At 67.7% G+C, this 18,325-nt stretch carries 17 protein-coding genes; 10 read left to right on the forward strand and 7 right to left on the reverse strand.

Annotated elements, in window-relative coordinates; translation table 11 throughout:
• Entirely contained in the window at positions 1–789 is a 789-nt protein-coding gene (locus G6N24_RS20270; protein ID WP_085163190.1) for an SDR family NAD(P)-dependent oxidoreductase, read from the forward strand.
• Here G6N24_RS20270 and G6N24_RS20275 read toward each other — a convergent pair.
• On the reverse strand, positions 771–1,232 hold the full coding sequence (locus G6N24_RS20275) for an SRPBCC family protein (protein WP_085163191.1): 462 nt from the start codon (positions 1,230–1,232) through the stop codon (positions 771–773). The genes G6N24_RS20270 and G6N24_RS20275 overlap by 19 nt on opposite strands.
• The gene (locus G6N24_RS20280) at positions 1,229–2,095 is read right to left on the reverse strand and encodes a rhomboid family intramembrane serine protease (RefSeq protein WP_085163192.1); all 867 of its coding nucleotides are present in this window, start codon (positions 2,093–2,095) and stop codon (positions 1,229–1,231) included. The genes G6N24_RS20275 and G6N24_RS20280 overlap by 4 nt, the downstream gene beginning before the upstream one ends.
• An 84-nt stretch (positions 2,096–2,179) precedes the next feature.
• On the opposite strand from G6N24_RS20280, the gene G6N24_RS20285 reads away from it, so the two are divergent.
• Positions 2,180–2,581: a nuclear transport factor 2 family protein gene (locus G6N24_RS20285; protein ID WP_232070614.1), complete on the forward strand. Its 402-nt coding sequence runs from the start codon at positions 2,180–2,182 to the stop codon at positions 2,579–2,581.
• Here the strand turns inward: G6N24_RS20285 and G6N24_RS20290 are convergent.
• Positions 2,578–4,080 (reverse strand): PE family protein, encoded by a 1,503-nt coding sequence (locus G6N24_RS20290; protein ID WP_163745579.1) that lies wholly within the window; start codon positions 4,078–4,080, stop codon positions 2,578–2,580. The two genes, G6N24_RS20285 and G6N24_RS20290, sit on opposite strands and share 4 nt — an antisense overlap.
• Positions 4,081–4,272: 192 nt before the next feature.
• On the opposite strand from G6N24_RS20290, the gene G6N24_RS20295 reads away from it, so the two are divergent.
• Together G6N24_RS20295 and G6N24_RS20300 are read left to right on the forward strand one after the other, a co-directional pair.
• Positions 4,273–5,784, forward strand: a complete 1,512-nt coding sequence (locus G6N24_RS20295) for an HNH endonuclease signature motif containing protein (RefSeq protein WP_163745656.1) — start codon at positions 4,273–4,275, stop codon at positions 5,782–5,784.
• A gap of 105 nt (positions 5,785–5,889) precedes the next feature.
• The gene (locus G6N24_RS20300; RefSeq protein ID WP_085162552.1) at positions 5,890–6,123 is read left to right on the forward strand and encodes a hypothetical protein; all 234 of its coding nucleotides are present in this window, start codon (positions 5,890–5,892) and stop codon (positions 6,121–6,123) included.
• Between the two features lie 43 nt (positions 6,124–6,166).
• Here G6N24_RS20300 and G6N24_RS20305 read toward each other — a convergent pair whose 3' ends face one another.
• On the reverse strand, positions 6,167–6,904 hold the full coding sequence (locus G6N24_RS20305) for a DUF899 domain-containing protein (RefSeq protein WP_085162559.1): 738 nt from the start codon (positions 6,902–6,904) through the stop codon (positions 6,167–6,169).
• A 183-nt stretch (positions 6,905–7,087) separates the two neighbouring features.
• Between G6N24_RS20305 and G6N24_RS20310 the strand changes: the two genes are divergently transcribed.
• The 6 genes from G6N24_RS20310 to G6N24_RS20335 all read left to right on the forward strand — a co-directional run bounded on the left by G6N24_RS20310 (position 7,088) and on the right by G6N24_RS20335 (position 15,937).
• Positions 7,088–8,074, forward strand: coding sequence for a sigma-70 family RNA polymerase sigma factor (locus G6N24_RS20310; protein WP_085162551.1), 987 nt, complete (start codon positions 7,088–7,090; stop codon positions 8,072–8,074).
• A gap of 107 nt (positions 8,075–8,181) precedes the next feature.
• Complete coding sequence (locus G6N24_RS20315; RefSeq protein ID WP_085162550.1) at positions 8,182–13,008, forward strand: cation-translocating P-type ATPase; 4,827 nt, start codon at positions 8,182–8,184, stop codon at positions 13,006–13,008.
• Between the two features lie 374 nt (positions 13,009–13,382).
• Positions 13,383–14,462, forward strand: coding sequence for a PPE family protein (locus G6N24_RS20320; RefSeq protein WP_085162549.1), 1,080 nt, complete (start codon positions 13,383–13,385; stop codon positions 14,460–14,462).
• A 94-nt stretch (positions 14,463–14,556) separates the two neighbouring features.
• A complete protein-coding gene (locus G6N24_RS20325; RefSeq protein WP_085162558.1) occupies positions 14,557–14,859 on the forward strand; it encodes a WXG100 family type VII secretion target in 303 nt (100 codons plus the stop codon).
• A gap of 28 nt (positions 14,860–14,887) precedes the next feature.
• Positions 14,888–15,175, forward strand: coding sequence for a WXG100 family type VII secretion target (locus G6N24_RS20330; RefSeq protein WP_085162548.1), 288 nt, complete (start codon positions 14,888–14,890; stop codon positions 15,173–15,175).
• Between the two features lie 51 nt (positions 15,176–15,226).
• Positions 15,227–15,937: a hypothetical protein gene (locus tag G6N24_RS20335; protein ID WP_139822583.1), complete on the forward strand. Its 711-nt coding sequence runs from the start codon at positions 15,227–15,229 to the stop codon at positions 15,935–15,937.
• 258 nt (positions 15,938–16,195) lie between these two features.
• On the opposite strand, the gene G6N24_RS20340 is transcribed toward G6N24_RS20335, so the two are convergent.
• Genes G6N24_RS20340 through G6N24_RS20350 form a run of 3 tightly spaced genes read right to left on the reverse strand, consistent with a single transcriptional unit; the run spans position 16,196 to position 18,308 of the window.
• Positions 16,196–16,753, reverse strand: coding sequence for a DUF2694 domain-containing protein (locus G6N24_RS20340; protein ID WP_139822582.1), 558 nt, complete (start codon positions 16,751–16,753; stop codon positions 16,196–16,198).
• A gap of 29 nt (positions 16,754–16,782) precedes the next feature.
• On the reverse strand, positions 16,783–17,097 hold the full coding sequence (locus tag G6N24_RS20345) for an ESX-1 secretion-associated protein (RefSeq protein ID WP_085162546.1): 315 nt from the start codon (positions 17,095–17,097) through the stop codon (positions 16,783–16,785).
• A 26-nt stretch (positions 17,098–17,123) separates the two neighbouring features.
• Positions 17,124–18,308, reverse strand: coding sequence for an EspA/EspE family type VII secretion system effector (locus tag G6N24_RS20350; protein WP_163745580.1), 1,185 nt, complete (start codon positions 18,306–18,308; stop codon positions 17,124–17,126).
• Positions 18,309–18,325: the final 17 nt, after the last annotated feature.

Genomic DNA, 18,325 nt, shown 5'->3' on the forward strand with positions numbered 1-18,325 from the left:
ATGCAGGTAGCGATCGTAACCGGGGCCACCGGCGGGATCGGCTTTGGTTGTGCGACCAAACTCGCCGAGGCAGGCAAGGCGGTGCTGGCGACGGGCCGCAACGAGGACCGACTGGCCGAATTGGCCCACGCCATAGCGGATCCCGAACGGGTGGCTACGCACGCCGTCGATCTCACCGACAACGACGCGCCGAAGCGGATCGTGGACGCGGCCATTGCCCGATGGGGACGCATCGACTTCCTGATCAACAGCGCCGGCTTGGGCAGTCCCAAGCCGCTGCACGAGACCGACGACGAATCCCTGGACAGTTTTCTCGGTTTGATGCTGCGCGCGCCGTTCCGTTTGGTGCGCGAGGCCCTTCCGCACATGCGGCCCGGCTCCGCGATCATCAACATCACCTCGACCTTCGCCGTCGTGGGTGGCCTTCGCGGAGGCGCCTATTCGGCGGCCAAGGGCGGACTCACCGCATTGACCACCCACATCGCCTGCCAATACGGCTCACAGGGAATCCGCTGCAACGCGGTGGCTCCCGGGGTCGTCCGGACGCCGATGACCGAACATCGTTTGCGGGATGAGCGGTTTCGGCGGCTCAATATCGAGATGACGCCGCATCAGCGATTGGGCACGGTCGACGACGTCGCGAGCACGGTGGCATTCTTGTGCTCGCCCGGCGGTGCGTTCATCAATGGCCAGACCGTCGTCGTGGACGGCGGCTGGAGCTCCACCAAGTACCTCTCCGAGTTCGCGTTGACCTCCGACTGGACGGCCGCTCAACGTGATTCGAAGTGACGCCGGATGCCGGACAACATCGCGATGTGCGCCTTGACCGCCTCGCGCGTGGTGATCGCGGCCAGCGGCCGCGGCGCTGCTATCCGTATCCGCTCGACGACACGGGTGCCGGCGCCGATCGGCTCGAAGGTTACCGTCCCGCGCAGGCGCACCCAGGGCGACTGAGCGGCCTCGGTGAGCACGTCGCCTTGCGCTCGAACGTGCATCCGCGCTCGGTAGGTGCATTTTAGAGTGAACGGCCCCAAGGGAATTCGATCGACGACTCGGTAGCTCTGCCGATAGCCCTCCGGGGATTCGCTACGGCTCATCGCCCGCACGGACACGATCAGCGGGTGCACGCGTTTGATGCTGTCCAGATCGACGTAGAAGTCGTGGACCTCGTTCGGCGGCGCGGGTACGTCCTCGGTGAGCGTCCGCTCGGCGTGGGCGACCCACCAGCTCATAGGGATAATTGCGCGAGGAGATCGGCGGTGCGCCACCAGATCAGCGCGGCGAACAAAGCCAGGACGGCGATCGTCACCGCGGCCTGGATCAGGTTCCGTCGTTCCCGCGGCGGGTAAACGTAGGCCGCGGCGACTCCCGCGCCCGTGACAAGCCCACCGACGTGCCCCTGCCAGCTGATCAGTTGCGAGCTGATCGCCGGCATGACGAAGGTGAAGACCAAGTTGATCACGATGACCGCGACGACCCACCGGACGTCGAGGGCCAGCCGCTTCCCCACCACGAAGGTGGCCCCGAAAAGGCCGAACACCGCGCCCGAGGCGCCCGCCGTCGCGGTGGTGAGCGGCGACAGCAGGTAGACCAGCACCGAACCGCCGAGTCCACTCAATGCGTACAGCCAGCCGAACCGCAGCCGGCCCAACCATATTTCGAGCGCTGGACCCACGACATACAGCGCCCACATGTTCAACAGCAAATGGGTGGCGCCGTAATGCATGAACGCCGAGGTCACCAGGCGGTACAGCTGGCCGTCGGCGACGGCCGGTGGCCACAGCGCGAGTTGCCTTTCCAAACCCCGGGACGCCGTCTGGACCATGAAGGCCAGCACGTTGATTGCGATCAGCGCATAGGTAACCAACGGCGTGGCCGACCGCTGCCGCCCGCCGAAGCGCGTGCGGGGTTGCCGAATGCTCTGGGCGCCCGCCCGGACGCACTCCACACACTGATGACCGACGGCGGCGTCGCGCATGCAGTCCGCACAGATGTGCCGGTCACAGCGGTTGCAGCGGACATACGTCCGGCGACCCGGATGCCGGTAACAGGTTGGTGCCTCGGTCGGCGACCCCGGTGTGCTGGGCCCGTTCATCGCACCATTGTTGCCTGCGTTGGGTCCGTCGACCGCATTGCTCGGTGTTTATCGGGTCCACGACGTTGCCTTACGGTGTCTTCCGTGGACTCACACGGGACCGTTGTTGAGCGCTACCTGACCTGCCTGGCGGCCCACGACTGGGACGGTCTGGCCGCCACTATCGCGGACCAGGGCTTGATCCGGGAGGGCCCGTTCTGCGATCGCATCGAAGGCAAGCAGCGCTACGTCTCCTACCTGCGCAAGGTGCTGACCAACCTCAAGGGGCACCGCTTGGACGTGCAGCGGATCTCGCAGGTGAACCCGCGGTTGGCATACGTCGAGTTGACCGAGGCCTTCGAGGTCGACGGTGCAGACGCCGAATGGCCCGAGTGCCTGCGGTTCGAGCAGGACGACGACGGCTTGATATCGCACGTCAGCGTCTTCTTCAAGCAGCGGGGGGCTGACGCCGCCGCACCAACTGCAGCCGGCAGGCCGGTTCGTTAACTCGGCCCGGGGGTGCCGTCGAAGCCGAAGATGGTGCCGCCGGTGCCGCCGGCCCCGCCGGGGCCGCCGAACATGCCAGGCCCGCCGTCGCCACCGTCGCCGATCAACCGGGCGTTACCCCCCTTGCCGCCGGCGGCCGCGAGCCCATTGCTGGTGCCGGCGCCCCCGCCGGTCCCGCCGTTGCCGACGTATCCGCCCGTGCCACCGTCACCCCCATTGCCGCCGGCGTTGCCGCCGAGGCCCGCCCCTCCGGTTCCGCCGTCGCCGCCGTGCCCGTACAGCCCGATGGCGTCGCCACCGTTGCCGCCGCTGCCGGCGGAGGTGCCCGGCCCGCCCGCGCCACCGGCGCCGCCGTTGCCGACCACGACGCCGCCGGTGCCGCCCATGCCGCCCGCCGACGAGATTGCGCCGCTGCCCAATTGGCCGTTGCCGCCCGCGCCGCCGTCGCCGAAGAACCCGGCGTTACCCCCGTTACCGGCAAGCCCGCCATTGACAGCGCCGATGCCGCCGTTCCCGCCGGCCCCGCCGTCGCCGATGAGCCCACCGGTGCCGCCGTCGCCGCCGCCCCCGCCGTCTTGGCTAGCGCCGAAGCCGCCGGCCCCGCCGTCGCCGCCGTCGCCCAGCAGCCCCGCATCGCCCCCACGACCGCCAAGCCCGCCGTTGGCACTGCCGATGCCGCCGGCCCCGCCGGCCCCACCGCGGCCGAACAGCGCGGCGTTGCCGCCATTACCGGCGTTCCCGCCGTTGCCGACACCACCAATGCCGCCGACCCCGCCCGCGCCCCCGGCGCCGCCGTTGCCGAACAGCCCGACGGCGTTGCCGCCGGCACCGCCAGGCCCGCCGTCACCCGTCATGAAGGCCACGCCCCCGGCGCCGCCCACTCCGCCGTTGCCCCACAGCCACCCGCCGGCGCCGCCGGCCCCGCCCGCCGCACCGGTCGGTGAGACGGCCGTACCCGGCCCGCCGATTCCCCCAGCCCCGCCGTTGCCGATCAACCCCGCCGCACCGCCGTTGCCGCCGGCCTGGCCCGCCCCGCCGGACCCGCCGTTGCCCCCGTTGCCGTACAAGAGCCCGCCCGGCCCGCCGTCTTGCCCGGTGTTGGGTAACCCGTTGGCGCCGTTGCCGATCAGCGGGCGGCCAAACACTGCCTGGGTAGGCGCGTTCACCGCGTTGAGCACGTTCTGCTGCACGGTCTGCGCAACCTGCAGCGGCGACGCATTGGCCGCCTCGGCCGCCGCGTAGGAGCTCGCGCCGGCATTGAGCGCCTGGACAAACTGGTCGTGGAACGCCACCGCCTGAGCGCTGACCGCCTGATACGCCCGCGCGTGCGCGCCGAACAGCGCCGCGATCGCCGCGGAGACCTCGTCGGCACCCGCGGCCAGCACACCGGTAGTCGGAACGGCCGCGGCCGCGTTGGCCGCGCTGATGACCGAACGGATTCCTGCCAGGTCCGTTGCCGCCGCTGACATCATCTGCGGCGCCGCGAGCACGTAAGACATCTGGACCACTTCTGCGATGCGCGGTGACCTTGATCCTTCGGGCCCTTCGGGATCTCTCGGGTTCTTTCGGCCACCATCGACACGATCGGTGCAATAAATCTACCGCGACCCAGGCGTGCCATTCGCAGAAAATCCAGCTCCTGTATGCCTGATCCGGCGGAGCCGTCGGCGGGGTCTGCTGGTATCGAACGCATGTTCGAAGGGGTGCTCGATCCGGAGGTGGTGGCCCGTTTCGATGAGCACGTCGAGCGGCGCCATCCGTCGACCACTGCGGAGTCGGCGGGGCTGATAGAGCGGATTTGTGCGGCCGCGCGGGCGGAGAACCGGGCCGCCGCCGCGCAGCTGGTGGCTGTGGGGGAGTTGTTCGCCTCTCGGCTCTCGCGGTGTTCGGAGACCGAGGACTGGGCGATCGACACCATGGAGGCTGTGGCCGCCGAGGTGGGCGCGGCGTTGCGGATCAGCCAGGCGCGCGCCGCCGGCCGGCTGCGGTATGCCCGGGCCATGCGTGAGCGGCTACCCAAGACCGCTGCGGTGTTTGTGGCCGGCGAGATCGACTTTCGGGCGTTTGCCACGATCGTGTTCCGCACCGATCTGATCGTCGACCCCGAGGTGCTGGCGGCGGTGGATGAGTTGGTGGCGCTCAATGTGACGCGCTGGCCCTCGCTGAGCAGCGCCCGGCTGTCCGGGGCGGTCGATAGGATCGTGGCCCGCGTCGACGCCGATGCGGTGCGCCGCCGTAAGGAGTATCAGGCCGATCGGCAGATCTCGATCGGACAGGACCAAGACGGCCTCTCGCGCATCGACGGCAGCCTGTACAGCGTCGACGCCCACGCACTCGACAAGCGGTTGAGCGCGTTGGCGGCCACCGTGTGTGCCCACGATCCGCGCACCCGCGAGCAGCGCCGCGCCGACGCGTTGGGGGCGCTGGCCGCCGGGGCGGATCGGCTGGGCTGTCGCTGCGGGCGCACCGACTGCCCGGCCGCCACCCGCCCGGGTGCGGCCCCGGTGGTGATCCATGTGATCGCCGAACCCGCCACCATCAACGGCACGGGCTCGGCGCCGGCATCTGAGATGAACGCCGACGGGCTGATCACCCCCGAGCTGGTGGCCGAACTCGCGAAGACGGCCACACTGGTGCCGCTGGTTCACCCCGGCGATGCCCCACCCGAGCCCGGCTATGTGCCGTCGAAGGCGTTGGCCGATTTCGTGCGGTGCCGGGATCTGACCTGCCGCTGGCCCGGCTGTGACCGGCCCGCCGTCGATTGCGATGTGGATCATTCGATCCCCTACGCCCAGGGTGGGCCCACCCATGCGGCCAACCTGAACTGCAAATGCCGAACCCATCACCTTGTGAAGACCTTTTGGGGCTGGCGGGAACGGCAACTACGCGACGGGACCCTGATTTTCACCTCACCGTCGGGGCACACCCATGTCACCACCCCGGGCAGCGCCCTGCTGTTTCCCAGCCTGTGCCGCGCGGTCGGCGGCATGCCGGCACCGGAAGCCGACCCCCCGCACGACTACTGCGCCCACCGGACCGCGATGATGCCCAAACGCCGGCGCACCCGCGCCCAAGACCGCGCCCACCGCATCGCCACCGAACGCCGCCACAACCACGCCGCCCGCACCACGCCGCGAGCCGAGCCCTCGAGCTACGTCGGCCCCGCCCCACCCCACACCGACGACGACCCACCACCCTTCTGACCGGGGTTTCCCTGAGAACTTGGGGTGAGGCGGCTGTTGAGTTAGCCAAAACGCCCCAGCCCGCGGGTGTTCCCTGGCCCGCGGAATTGACTTACTGTGTTCTGCGTGGAGTCACACGGAACCCCCGAATTGGTGCCCGTCGAAAATTTGCATTCCGGTGACCCGATCACCGACGTCAACGGTGGCGGTCAGCGGTACATAGTTCTCGAATCGAAGGCCGTTGGCGATAGCTGCGTGGTCCTCGAGCTCGAGTCCAGAGTGGACCATCAGCTGCAGGTGATCGAGAAGTCGTTCCCCACCGGGTATCACGTCGGCCGGGCAAACCACCGCATCCTGTAGACCGAATTCCGCAGTCCACATATCGCGACGCGCAGCCCTCGGCTCAACTCTTGCGTGGCGGCCGGGGGTCGTTGGGGTCGTCCGGATCGGGCTCACCGAACCAGCGCGACGGCACGTGTTCGCCGTAGGCGTCGTGCCAGTCCCACCACTCGTACGGTGGGGTCTGCGGGTAGCCCTCCGGCGAGTCCTCCCAGTCCTCCTGGCGCCCCAGCGCCGTCATGTCGAGAAAGCTCCACGTGGTCCCCAGCGCCTCGTCGCCGCGGTTGTTGATGAAGTAGGTGCGGAACACGCGGTTGCCGTCACGGATGAACGCATTGGTGCCGTGCCATTGGTCGACGCCGAAGTCCGCGTCAAAGCCGTCGGTGATCGTGTACCACGGCATCTGCCAGCCCATCCGCGCCTTTAGCCGCTCGATGTCGGGCTGCGGCGCCGGCGAGGCGAACACCAGCGTGGTGTCGCGGGCGTTCAGGTGGGCGAGGTTGCCGATGTGGTCGGCGATCATGGAACAGCCGCGGCAGGCATGATCGGGCCACCCGTCGACGCCGGGCTCGAAGAACGCGCGGTAGATGATCAGCTGACGACGGCCGCCGAACAGGCCCAGCAGGCTCACCTTGCCCCTCGGCCCGTCGAACTCGTACTCCTTCTCCACGGCCAGCCATGGCATGCGCCGACGCTGCGCGGCCAACGCGTCGCGGGCGCGGGTCAACTCCTTCTCCTTGACGAGCAGTTGCCGGCGTGCGGCTTCCCACTCTTCCGCCGACACGATCGGGGGTGTCTTCATGTCGATCTCCACCTTCCTGGTATTGCTGGATTACCCATTCAGCATCGAAGTTGCTCAGATTTTCGATGTTTGAGGTCTGCACTAATACCGAGACGTCGCGCCATGCGAATTCATCTCTCCCGAGGTCAACCGATGAATCTGTGGCGCCGGGCGTGTCAATCGGGATGCAGGAAGGAGCACGACATGCCGGTCCGGGAGAACTTCATCGAGCAGGCGGCACCTTTTCGGGCCGAGCTGATCGCGCACTGCTACCGCATGCTCGGTTCGGTGCATGACGCCGAAGATCTCGTCCAGGAGACATACCTGCAAGCCTGGCGCGGGTACGAAGCGTTCGAAGAACGCGCCGCGCTGCGGACCTGGCTGTACCGAATCGCGACGAACGCGTGCCTGCGTGCGCTTCGGAGCCGCGGCCGCCGTGTGCTGCCGGCCGGGCTGGGCGACGCCTCGGTCGACCCGAATGCCAGTCTCGACGTCGCGGCCTTTCAACGGGGCGCTCATGACTGGCTCGAGCCGATCCCCGACGCGCGCGTGTTCGAGACCCCGGAGACCGCCTTGGCCGCAAGGCAAAGCGTCCGCCTGGCCGTGATGACGGCCCTGCAGGAGCTGCCGGCGCGACAGCGTGCCGTGTTGATCCTGCGCGACGTGGTGCAGTTCAGCGCGGCCGAGGTCGCCGAGCTGCTCGAGACCACGCCCGCCGCGGTCAATTCCGCCCTGCAGCGGGCCCGCGCCCGTCTGGCCGAGACCTCCCCTACCGAAGAACGCGTGGCCGAGCCCGACTGGGATAAACCGGCCAAGCGCCGCGAATTGCTCGACCGCTACTGCGCGGCGTTCGAGAACGCCGACATGGCCGCCCTCACCGAGCTGCTGCAAGCCGACGTCAAGCTCGAAATGCCGCCTGTGCCTGTGTGGTTCACCGGCCGCGACACCGTACTGCGCTTCCTTGCCGCACGTGCCGTCACCAAGGCCGGCGATATCGTGATGATCCCGACGGCCGCCAACGGGCAACCCGCCGCGGCCGAGTATCGCCGCAGCGAGGACCGCGTCATGCGGGCCCATTCCATACACGTCCTGACGACGGTCGCGGACAAGGGCACCGCCGGAATCGCCGGCGTTACCGTCTTTCTCGATCCGGGGCTGTTCACCACATTCGGTCTGCCACCAAGCCGGTGAGCCGCGTACCGGGAATGCAACACGCCGCTGCGCACGCGACCCCCAATGTGGACAGGCCCGTAACACGCCAGCAGTATTAGGCGGAAGGCCTCATTGAAGGGTGGCGCATGAAGATTCCGGGTGTGGCCAGTGTCGTCGCTGGCGTGACCGGTGGAGTAGGGCAGGCGGTGCGGGCGGGCGCGCAAGGCGCGGCTGGTGCCGCCAGCACAATGCAGATGCTGGCCAGCCCGGTGATGGAACTGGTTGGCCCAGTGGTGCAGTCGGCCGCCCAGTCAACCGGCCGAGTCTTTGGGACGAGCAATTTCGCCAACGGCACCGCCGACCGCGTCGAGCCGCCGGTGCGTTGGCGCAGCGGGCAGCGGGTGCATCTGGACCTGGATCCGCTGTTGCCATTCCCTCGCTGGCATGAGCATGCGGCGGTGGTTGAAGAACCGGTGCGCAGGATCCCGGGCGTGGCCGAGGCCCACATCGAGGGCTCGTTGGGCCGGCTGGTGATCGAACTGGACGCCGACGCGGACAGCGACAGCGTCCTGGATCAGGTGCGTGACACGGTTTGCGCCGTGGCGGCGGACATATTCCTGACCGGCCCGGGGTCGGTGCCGAAGTCCGCGCCGTTCGCCGACCCTGGTAACCCATTGGCGATTTTGGTGCCGTTGACCGCTGCGGCAATGGATCTCATGGCGATGAGTGCCGCACTCACCGGCTGGGTCGCGCGGCTGCCCGCCGCGCCGCGAACCACCCGTGCTGCGGTCGCTCTGATCAACCACCAACCGCGAATGGTGGCACTCCTGGAGTCGCGGCTGGGTCGGGTGGGCACCGATATTGCCCTCGCGGCCACGACGGCGGCGGCAAACGGGCTAACCCAAGCGGTCGGCACGCCCCTACTCGACCTGGTGCAACGCAGCCTGCAAATCTCCGAAGCGGCGGCTCACCGTCGGGTTTGGCGGGATCGCGAGCCCCAGCTGGCCTCCCCCAGGCGGCCGCAGGCTCCGGTGGTCCCGGTCATCTCGTCGGCGGGTGCGAAGTCGCACGAGCCGCGGCACAGTTGGGCAGCCGCAGCGGCCGGTGAGGCCTCACACGTCGTGGTCGGTGGATCCATCGACGCGGCAATCGACACCGCAAAGGGGTCGATGAAGGGGCCGGTGGAGAGCTACGTCGATTCGGCGGCGAATGGTTCATTGATCGCCGCGGCAGGCGCGTTGCTGGCCGGCGGTGGCACCGAAGACGCGGCCGGGGCGATCCTGGCCGGGGTGCCACGAGCCGCGCACATGGGCCGGCAGGCGTTCGCCGCGACTTTGGGCCGCGGGCTCGCCAACGCCGGGCAACTGGTGCTCGACCCGGGTGCCTTGCGCCGGCTGGACCGGGTGCAGGTGGTCGTTATCGACGGCGCAGCGCTGCGCGGCGACCACCGCGCCGTCCTCCACGCGCACGGAGACGAACCCGGCTGGGACGCCGACCGCGTCTACGAGGTTGCCGACGCGCTGCTCCATGGGGAGGTGGCACCCGAACCCGACCCCGACGAGTTACCGGCCACCGGCGCGCGGCTGAGATGGATTGCGCCGCAGGGTTCGTCGGCAACGCCCGCACAGGGTCTGGAACACGCCGACCTCGTGGTCGACGGTCAGCGCGTGGGCGGCGTCGCCGTGGGGTGGGAGGTCGACCCTTACTCGATCCCGCTCCTGCAGACCGCACACCGAACCGGGGCCCGGGTGGTCTTGCGTCACGTCGCCGGTACCGAAGATCTGTCGGCGAGCGTTGGCTCCACACATCCGCCCGGGACGCCGCTGCTGAAGCTAGTGCGTGAGCTGCGGACGGATCGAGGGCCGGTATTGCTGATCACCGCGCTGCACCGAGACTTCGCATCGACCGATACGTTGGCCGCCCTGGCCATCGCCGACGTGGGGGTGGCCCTCGACGATCCGCGCGCCGCGACACCATGGACCGCCGACATCATCACCGGCACCGACCTCGCGGCGGCGGTGCGAATTCTGTCGGCGATTCCCGTCGCCCGTGCCGCCAGCGAATCAGCCGTGCACCTTGCCCAGGGCGGCACGACGCTGGCGGGGCTGCTGCTGGTTACCGGTGAGAAGGAAAGAACCAGCAACCCGGCGAGCTTCCGTCGCTGGTTCAATCCCGTCAACGCGGCCGCCGCGACGGCTTTGATATCGGGAACGTGGTCGGCCAGCAGGGTGCTGCGGCTGGCCGATCCCACCCCGCAACCGCTGACTGCCTGGCATGCACTCGACCCCGAGATCGTCTACTCGCGGCTGGCCGGGGGTGCCCGGCCGCTGGCCGTCGAGCCCGGAGTCCCCGCCTGGCGACGCATTCTGGACGACCTGTCCTACGAACCGGTGATGGCGCCACTGCGCCGTCCAGCACAAGCCTTGGGACGGCTGGCGGTGGCCACGCGGCACGAGCTCGCCGATCCGCTGACGCCAATCCTGGCGGTCGGAGCCGCGGCATCGGCCATTGTGGGCAGCAACATCGACGCGCTGCTGGTCGCGGGCGTGATGACCGTTAACGCGATAACCGGTGGGGTACAACGATTGCGGGCCGAGGCGGCGGCCGCGGAGCTGTTCGCCGAGCAAGACCAACTGGTCCGCCGCGTCGTGGTCCCGGCCGTGGCGACGACCCGCCGGCGGCTGGAGGCGGCCCGACACGCCACGCGCACGGTCACGGTGTCCGCGAAGTCGCTGCGGGTCGGCGATGTCATCGACCTGGCCGCGCCGGAGGTGGTCCCGGCGGACGCCCGTCTGTTGGTGGCCGACGACCTCGAGGTCGACGAATCCCTCCTCACCGGGGAGTCGCTGCCGGTGGACAAGCAGGTGGACCCGGTCGCCGTCAACGAGGCCGACCGGGCCAGCATGCTGTTCGAGGGCAGCACCATCGTCGCCGGACATGCCCGCGCGATCGTGGTGGCGACCGGGGTCGGCACCGCCGCCCACCGCGCCATCGCGGCCGTCGCCCACGTCGAAACCTCGGCGGGGGTGCAGGCCCGGCTGCGCGAGCTGACCAGAAAGGTCCTTCCGCTGACCCTCGCGGGCGGCGCGGCGGTGACCGGTTTGGCGATGCTGCGTCGTGCCTCACTGCGGCAAGCGGTGGCCGACGGCGTCGCCATCGCGGTGGCGGCGGTCCCGGAAGGCCTGCCGTTGGTGGCCACCCTTTCCCAGCTCGCCGCCGCTCAGCGGCTCACCGAGCACGGGGTGCTGGTGCGCTCTCCGCGCACCATCGAGGCGCTGGGCCGGGTCGACACCATATGTTTCGACAAGACCGGCACGCTCACCGAGAACCGCCTGCGCGTCGTGTACGCCGTGCCGGGCGACTGCGCACCGCTGGGTCCGTATCCCAATGCGACCGATCCGCTCGCCGCGGAGGTGCTGCGGGCCGCCGCGCGCGCGTCCACGCAGCCGCACGACGGCCAAGGGCACGCGCACGCCACCGACGAGGCAATCCTCACGGCGGCGAGTTCGCTTGGCGACCAAGGCGATTCGGAGTGGACTGTGCTCGCCGAGGTGCCGTTCGAATCCAGTCGCGGCTTCGCTGCCGCCATCGGCATACTCGGCACCGACGCGGCACCCGTCCTGATGCTCAAGGGCGCCCCGGAGACGATCCTCCCGCGCTGCCGATTCGCCGATCCGGACACCGACTACCAGCACGCCGAGTCTTTGGTATACAACCTCGCCGCGCAGGGCTTGCGCGTGCTCGCGGTGGCGCGGCGGCGTTGGGAGCACGAGACCGCCGACGACGACACAGACGCCGACGCCGTCGACGCCGCCGCCCACGAGCTTGAGCTGATCGGCTATGTGGGATTAGCCGACACCGCACGGCCATCCGCGCGGCCGTTGATCGAAGAGCTGCTGGACGCCCAGCGCAACGTCGTGCTGATCACCGGCGACCACCCGATCACCGCACGCGCGATCGCCCGCCAGTTGGGGCTGCCGGAGGATGCGCGAGTAGTGACCGGCGCCGAACTTGCCATCCTCGACGAGGAAGCGCATGCCGAACTCGCCGCCGACGTTCAGGTCTTTGCCCGCGTCAGCCCGGAGCAAAAGGTCCAGATTGTGGCGGCGCTGCAGCGCTGCGGTCGGGTGACGGCCATGGTCGGCGACGGCGCCAACGACGCCGCCGCCATCCGGATGGCCGACGTGGGCATCGGGGTGAGCGGTCGTGGTTCGTCGGCCGCGCGTGGGGCCGCCGACATCGTCTTGACCGACGACGATCTGGGCGTGCTGCTCGACGCGCTGGTCGAGGGCCGCAGCATGTGGGCCGGCGTCCGTGACGCGGTCACGATCCTGGTCGGCGGCAATGTCGGCGAAGTTCTCTTCACCATCATCGGGACGGCATTCGGTGCCGGGCGGGCGCCGGTGGGGACCCGTCAGCTGCTGTTGGTGAACCTGCTCACCGATATGTTCCCCGCGCTGGCGGTGGCCGTCACCTCGCAGTATGACGAACCGGAAGAGGATACGGACCGAAGCGAGGAAGAGGTCGAGGAGGTGCGGCGTGCGCGCCAGCGCGCCGTTCTGACCGAACCACCGCCGTCGCTCGACGCGCCGCTGATGCGCCAGATCGTCAACCGCGGCGTCGTCACGGCCGCCGGCGCGACGGCGGCCTGGGCCATCGGACGCTGGACACCGGGCAGCGAAAGGCGCACGGCGACAATGGGATTGACCGCCCTGGTGACCACGCAGCTGGCGCAGACCCTGCTGGCTCGGCGGCACAGCCCGCTGGTCGTGGCGACCGCGTTGGGCAGCGCGGGCGTCTTGATCGGCATCATCCAAACCCCGGTCGTCAGCCAGTTTTTCGGCTGCACGCCGCTGGGGCCGATCGCCTGGTCGGGCGTGTTCACTGCCACCGCCGGAGCCACCGCGGTCTCCGCGCTGGCACCCAAGTGGTTGGCCAAAACCGTCGGCGTGGTGACACCCGATCAGGAGTGAGGTTCCGCACCGCCTAGCTAACCGGCAAACGAGTGCGTTTCATGACCGTTGTCTAGACCTATGCCCAATCGGATCAATCACGTGGCGGGCGGCGGCAGGTCGTTCCCGCCAGAACGCGCAATATTTGCGGATGACGCAAAGCCATGTTCGCAACCTTTTACTGGACGCGATACGCCAGGCTGCATAGCGTGATCTCGTCATCAGAACCGTGTCGAGAGAACCCCTAATACAGGGTGTGGGCATTAACGGGGTAGGGCGGGCGAGGCGTTATGAGAGATCGCCCGCACCCATCCGGAAGTGGACGCCGGCGCCGCGGGCAGATTGGTGTAGCCGCTGAGTCCGAAAACATAGCAAACAACGGTGGGGTGGTAACCATGCTGTGGCACGCGATGCCACCGGAGCTGAACACCGCGAGGTTAATGGCCGGCGCAGGTCCGGCGCCAATGTTGGAGGCCGCCGCGGGGTGGGCGGCCCTGGCGGTGGCGTTCGACACTCAAGCCGTCGAGTTGTCGGTGCAACTGCGCTCCCTCGGCGAGGCGTGGACGGGGCGAAGCAGCGAGCGTGCGATCGCTGCTGCGATGCCGATGGTGACTTGGCTGCAAAACGCCGCCGTACAGGCGAAACTGCGGGGGCAGCGGGCCACGGCGCAAGCCGCGGCATATATGCAGGCGCTAGAGACAACACCGTCGCTGCCCGAGATCGCGGCCAACCACATCACCCGTGCAGTCCTTACTGCCACCAACTTTTTCGGTATTAACACGGTGCCAATTGCGGTCAAGGAAATGGATTATTTCATCCGCATGTGGAATCAGGCCGCGTCTGCGATGGACGTCTACCAAGCCGAAACCGCAATCATCACGCGTTTCGAGAAGATCGAGGCAGCGGCACCGATCGTTGTTTCCGGCGCAAGCCAGCTAGCCGCGTTGGCGCCCAAAGCCGCCATCCCAGCTGGCGCCTTGCCACTCCAACCGACGGTTACCCAGCTCGCGGGGCAGGCCGCCATATCCATGCAGCAGTTAATCGCGCCCCTTGAGCAGGTGACGTCGTTGTTCGGCCAGACGGGCAGTACGGCCGGCGCCAGTCTGGCCGACGACGGCGCGCAGATGGGCCTGCTCGGTGTCAGCCCGCTGTCCAACCACCCATTGGCCGGCGGATCGGGCCCAAGCATGGGCAACGGACTGATACGCGCGCATTCATTGCCCGGTGCGGGTGGGTCGTTGGCCCAGACGCCGCTGATGGCGAGTCTGATCGACAAACCGGCAACTCCCGCGGTGGTGCCGGCCGCCGCCAGCGCGGAACCGGCTGCGGTGGGCGGCGGCGCTCCCATGGCCGTGATAGGCCACGGCGCGCAATCCGGCGCTTCCGCCAGGCCAGGTCTGACGGTGCCTGCGCGGCCCGCTGAGGAGCCGGAAGAAGCAGAGCACGAAACGTGCGACCACCAGGAGGACTGGTGAGCGCGCCCCATATTGACGGACTTCCCGGCCACCCGCGCCGGAAGACTCGCCATCATTTGGCGAGGTCACACCGAAGAGAGAGATGAAGTTCAGCATGGCAGAGATGAAAACCGATGCCGCGACCCTCGCTACGGAGGCAAGAAACTTCGAGCGGATCTCCGGCGACCTCAAGAACCAGATCGCGAAGGTGGAGTCGACGGCAAGCTCGTTGGCCAGCCAGTGGCGTGGCCAGGCGGGCACTGCCGCCCAGGCCGCGCTGCTTCGCTTCCACGAGGCGGCCACCAAGCAGATTCAGGAACTCAACGACATCTCGACCAACATCCACGCCGCCGGGGGGCAGTACGCCGCTGCCGATGACCAACAGCACCAAGCGCTGGCCGCGCAGATGCAGTTCTAATCCTTGCCGAAAGAGACGGAGCAATAATATGACCTCACAGCACTGGAATTTCGCCGGTATCGAGGCCGGGGCGGGCGAAATCCTGGGATCGTTCCAAGCAACCCAGGGCCTTCTCGAAGAAGGGAAAAGGTCTCTGACCAACCTCGCTGCGGCATGGGGCGGATCCGGCTCGGAGGCCTACCAAGCGGTCCAGCAGAAATGGGACGACACCGCCAATGAACTGAACTCTTCGTTGCAGAATCTAGCGCGAACGATCAGTGAGTCCGGGCAGGCGATGTCCCAAACCGAGTCTTCCATCACCGGCATGTTCACCTAGGTCGGCGGGGGAGAAGATTGGGCGAGTTCAACGGAGAACTCGCCTCTTCTTGTGTTCCGTCGCATTGATGGAAGAGGCAAATTTGCCGGATCCGAAATTTGCATAGGAGATTGGGAGATGGTAAAGATACTGGCCGTCGATCCTTCCGGCCTGAGCGCTGCAGCGACGAAATTGGGAAATATGACTTTTCCGGTGCTTCCGGCACCGGAAGCAGTAACCGGAACGGATCCGACTGCGGCGGCGATCAATTCGACCTTGCCCAGTATCGAATCGCCGGTGGTTGACGGGCTGCCTGCCGTTCAAGCCTCCCTTACCCAAACGGGATCCGCTATCGCGAGCGCAGCTGCCATGTATGCCGAGATCGATCAGGCGCTGGGCCGCACATTCGGTCAGCTGAAAAGTGCGGCGTCGCAACTTGATGCGATGGCAGCCGGGCCGTTGCGGACAGCGGCGCAGCTTGGTTTGACGACATCGCTGCCGATGGTGGCGATCGGCGGAGTGTCGCCTCTCGCCCAGAGCTTGGCCCAGGGCGTACAAGCGGCATCGGCGAGAGGACCGGGCGCTAGCCCGATACCGGCGCAGCTCACTACGGACGGCAGCGCCGGCCAGCCACACGCCGGGGAGACGTCAGCCGACGAAACCAACGAGGACAACAAGGACACACGGCAGCGGCCTGACACCGAGACCGACGCGGGTGATGCACGCGCCGCACCGGACCACCGGACGTTGAAGACCATTCCCCGCACAACGCCACTGGTATAGCCGGTGGCCGCCCGCTGGCGATTCCGCCCGCAACATCGGGACAGCCGCCGACTCCCGGCCAAGCGGGCGACGGTACTTTCGGAGATTGAGGCGATTGATTCAGAGCACACACGCAATGGGCGATGCTCCGCAGGGGCAATATCGCTGACCGCGGTTGAGGCGTGGCCGAATGCCATCCCCGGGGTCGCCGCTGAGCGTCAGCGCCGGGCCCGAAGGCTTCTCCTCATCGCGGTGATCACAGACCACGCGCGTGAGCGGTCAGTTATCGGTCGCGTATCGGGTGGCAAACACTTCCGCCTGTGCGGCCGTCGCCTGTTCCGGTGTCGACAACGCCATACCATTCACGAAATCATGCACGGCCTCGCAGCCGTCTGATTCCATTTCACGCAGGGCATCCGGCAGCGAATCGTCTTCTTCTAACAGGTAGGTATACCGGCCGGCCAGCCCTTTTTGCCGGGCCAGGTCGGCAATGACGAGTATCTCCTCTGCGAGCTCGGATTCGGTCATGCTCGTCACTTTCTCCGACAGATCCACCTGGTCGATCCTGCCGTCGATGAGCGCCGATACGGAGACCGTCTCGGGGGGGTTGGTCACCGTGAACAGCTGGACGGCATCCTCTTCGTCCTCTTCCTGGGGCTGTCCGGTCTGCAAGCGGAGGGCGTCCAGCTCGGTTTCGGTGTCTTCGGGGCCGGTGGGTGCGTACGCGCGCAACGCGTCAACGGCCGACTCTTCGCCGTTGTCGTCGTCGGTCGCGGAGAAATCGAGGGCGGCCAGATCGTCGTGGTCGTCGTCGTTCCCGAGCAGGTGCTGCGGCATGGCGTCCCGTTTCTAAATTGGTAGCGGAATCAGGAGGAACGCACCTGTTGGTCGATGACCGTGGTGGTCTGCTCATCGGTGCTGGTGTAGCCGGTTGCGGCGGAACGCAGTTTGGCCGCCAGGCTGGTGGAGGCCTGTTTCATGGCCTGGCCCGCGTTGCGGCGCGCAGCTTCAGCGTTGCTAAACCCCACATTGGAGGCTCCGCAGGCCACACCGTGGGTCACCCAGACCTGGGTTTTGAGGTGAACAGCCGCTGCGGCCGCGGATCCGGCCGTGCCGGCGGCTTGGTCCTGCTTGGCTGCCAGTGCGTCGAGATAATCGGGTGTGACGGTCAAGATCGGCATGGGTTGGTCTCCTTAACGTCGTGGTTTCAACTTGCTGATGTTGTGGCTCCTGGTTCAGCTGGTTCCGCGCTGTGCGTGGCGGGCTGGATCGGCGCACGCTCGGCAGCTTCTGTGCCCGAGCCGGCCCCGCCAACATCGGCGTCGCCCGCGAGGGCGGTCTCATCGGGGCGCGCGCCCACGGGCGCGGCCTCCGCGGCAGCGGTTTTTGCGGGAGCGACAGCCCCTTGACCCTTTGCGGCCATTGCGGCCATTGCAGCGACCCGCCCTATCTGTCCGAACGCCGGGTTGACACCATTCACCGCTTGGGAGCCATACCCGGACAAGGCCGCGGGCCAACCATCTCCAAGACTTGCACCATCGCCGGTCAAAGCGCTCAGCGCGGCGCGTTGTGTGGGCGAAGCGCCTTGGCTGGCCAATCTCGAGTTGGCCAACGCGGCAATGCTCGGCATGCCCTCCTGCCCGGCCATACCCGCCGAGCTGGCCTCGACGCCAGCACCGGTGGACTGCACGGCCGCCGGCGCCTGAGCCTGAGCGCCCTGTGCAACCGCACCCGCGGCCGTGCTCACCTCGCGGTATTGGGAGGCCAGGCCGTTTGCCTTTTGTCTGTTTTTTACCGAGAAATTGATCAAGGTGCCGAGCATGCCTATGGCGGTTGCGATCCCCAGCGTGGCGACTGTCAGTGCGAAAACCCGCGCCGCGGCCGGGCCAACCCCAGGCGTATATATCAGGGCGAAAGTGATCAGGTATGCCGCGGCTAGGAGCGCCTTCACTATTCCCATGGCCAATCGTGTATGGGTGACCCAGTCGGCCTGATCCTTCACCAGGTGTGCCAGCTTGAGGTCCAGGTCGGCCATCGTTTGCGCGAGATTCTGAAGCGTCGCGACCTGGGCGGCATAGGCTTGTGACGCCGAACCCTGCCAACTGGAATCCGGAAGGGCCGATTTCAGCTGCTCGCAGAGCGTGGTGAATCTTTGCGAACCAGTCTTGAGGTCATCACCTTCGGTTGGCGGTCCAAACCCCGTCGTAAGCTCCAACAGATCAACGACGGTGATGGCCCACCGGATTAACTCGGCGGCGTTCCCCGCAGCTCCCACATCACCCATAAGCCGGTTGCCGAAAGCCGGGCGGCCGTCGAGCATTCTTGTGATCATGTTTCTGGCCAATGGTCTACCAAACATAGCCAACGCATCGCCGCTCATGCTGGTCGCCATCGACGCGATATATTCGC

The sequence above is a fragment of the Mycobacterium lacus genome, assembly GCF_010731535.1.
Taxonomy (GTDB): Bacteria; Actinomycetota; Actinomycetes; order Mycobacteriales; family Mycobacteriaceae; genus Mycobacterium; species Mycobacterium lacus.

What these genes read in the sequence shown, in the direction of transcription:
- G6N24_RS20320 (WP_085162549.1), top strand. Translation starts at nt 13,383, where the DNA reads ATGCTGTGGCACGCGATGCCACCGGAGCTGAACACCGCGAGGTTAATG.
- G6N24_RS20315 (WP_085162550.1), top strand. Translation starts at nt 8,182, where the DNA reads ATGAAGATTCCGGGTGTGGCCAGTGTCGTCGCTGGCGTGACCGGTGGA.
- G6N24_RS20290 (WP_163745579.1), bottom strand. Translation starts at nt 4,080, where the DNA reads ATGTCTTACGTGCTCGCGGCGCCGCAGATGATGTCAGCGGCGGCAACG.
- G6N24_RS20270 (WP_085163190.1), top strand. Translation starts at nt 1, where the DNA reads ATGCAGGTAGCGATCGTAACCGGGGCCACCGGCGGGATCGGCTTTGGT.
- G6N24_RS20295 (WP_163745656.1), top strand. Translation starts at nt 4,273, where the DNA reads ATGTTCGAAGGGGTGCTCGATCCGGAGGTGGTGGCCCGTTTCGATGAG.
- G6N24_RS20325 (WP_085162558.1), top strand. Translation starts at nt 14,557, where the DNA reads ATGGCAGAGATGAAAACCGATGCCGCGACCCTCGCTACGGAGGCAAGA.
- G6N24_RS20310 (WP_085162551.1), top strand. Translation starts at nt 7,088, where the DNA reads ATGCCGGTCCGGGAGAACTTCATCGAGCAGGCGGCACCTTTTCGGGCC.
- G6N24_RS20330 (WP_085162548.1), top strand. Translation starts at nt 14,888, where the DNA reads ATGACCTCACAGCACTGGAATTTCGCCGGTATCGAGGCCGGGGCGGGC.
- G6N24_RS20345 (WP_085162546.1), bottom strand. Translation starts at nt 17,097, where the DNA reads ATGCCGATCTTGACCGTCACACCCGATTATCTCGACGCACTGGCAGCC.
- G6N24_RS20275 (WP_085163191.1), bottom strand. Translation starts at nt 1,232, where the DNA reads ATGAGCTGGTGGGTCGCCCACGCCGAGCGGACGCTCACCGAGGACGTA.
- G6N24_RS20350 (WP_163745580.1), bottom strand. Translation starts at nt 18,308, where the DNA reads ATGGCGACCAGCATGAGCGGCGATGCGTTGGCTATGTTTGGTAGACCA.
- G6N24_RS20280 (WP_085163192.1), bottom strand. Translation starts at nt 2,095, where the DNA reads ATGAACGGGCCCAGCACACCGGGGTCGCCGACCGAGGCACCAACCTGT.
- G6N24_RS20305 (WP_085162559.1), bottom strand. Translation starts at nt 6,904, where the DNA reads ATGAAGACACCCCCGATCGTGTCGGCGGAAGAGTGGGAAGCCGCACGC.
- G6N24_RS20340 (WP_139822582.1), bottom strand. Translation starts at nt 16,753, where the DNA reads ATGCCGCAGCACCTGCTCGGGAACGACGACGACCACGACGATCTGGCC.